This is a genomic window from Mangrovactinospora gilvigrisea (assembly GCF_001879105.1).
Classification (GTDB): domain Bacteria; phylum Actinomycetota; class Actinomycetes; order Streptomycetales; family Streptomycetaceae; genus Mangrovactinospora; species Mangrovactinospora gilvigrisea.
This window is the reverse complement of record NZ_MLCF01000190.1, coordinates 1-310: the sequence shown is the minus strand read 5'-3', so window position 1 is coordinate 310 and position 310 is coordinate 1. Positions and strand designations below refer to the sequence as shown.

At 74.5% G+C, this 310-nt stretch carries 1 pseudogene; it reads left to right on the top strand.

Annotation, left to right across the window (positions count from 1 at the left end):
- Positions 1–23 precede the first annotated feature (23 nt).
- A pseudogene (locus BIV57_RS23135) lies at positions 24–310 on the top strand (ribonuclease BN); the annotation flags it as partial.

Genomic DNA, 310 nt, shown 5'->3' with positions numbered 1-310 from the left:
GCGGGCCGGGAGGTGGTGGCGGCATGGCGGCCTGGGCGGAACGCGTGCGCAGGCTGCGCGCCGGCACCGAGCGGCGCTTCCCGGTGATCTCGGAGCTGACCAGCCGTCTGATCTCGGCGAACCTGCTGGACGCCGGCACCCGGCTGGCCGCCCAGACCTTCCTCGCCTCCGTCCCGCTGCTCTTCGCGGTCGGCGCGTTCGCCCCGCAGGGCATGCGCGACCAGCTGCGCGAGTCGCTGCAGGTCGTCTTCGGCCTCTCCGGCCAGGCCCAGCAGCAGCTGCAGTCGGTGCTCGGCAGCTCCACCGGCAA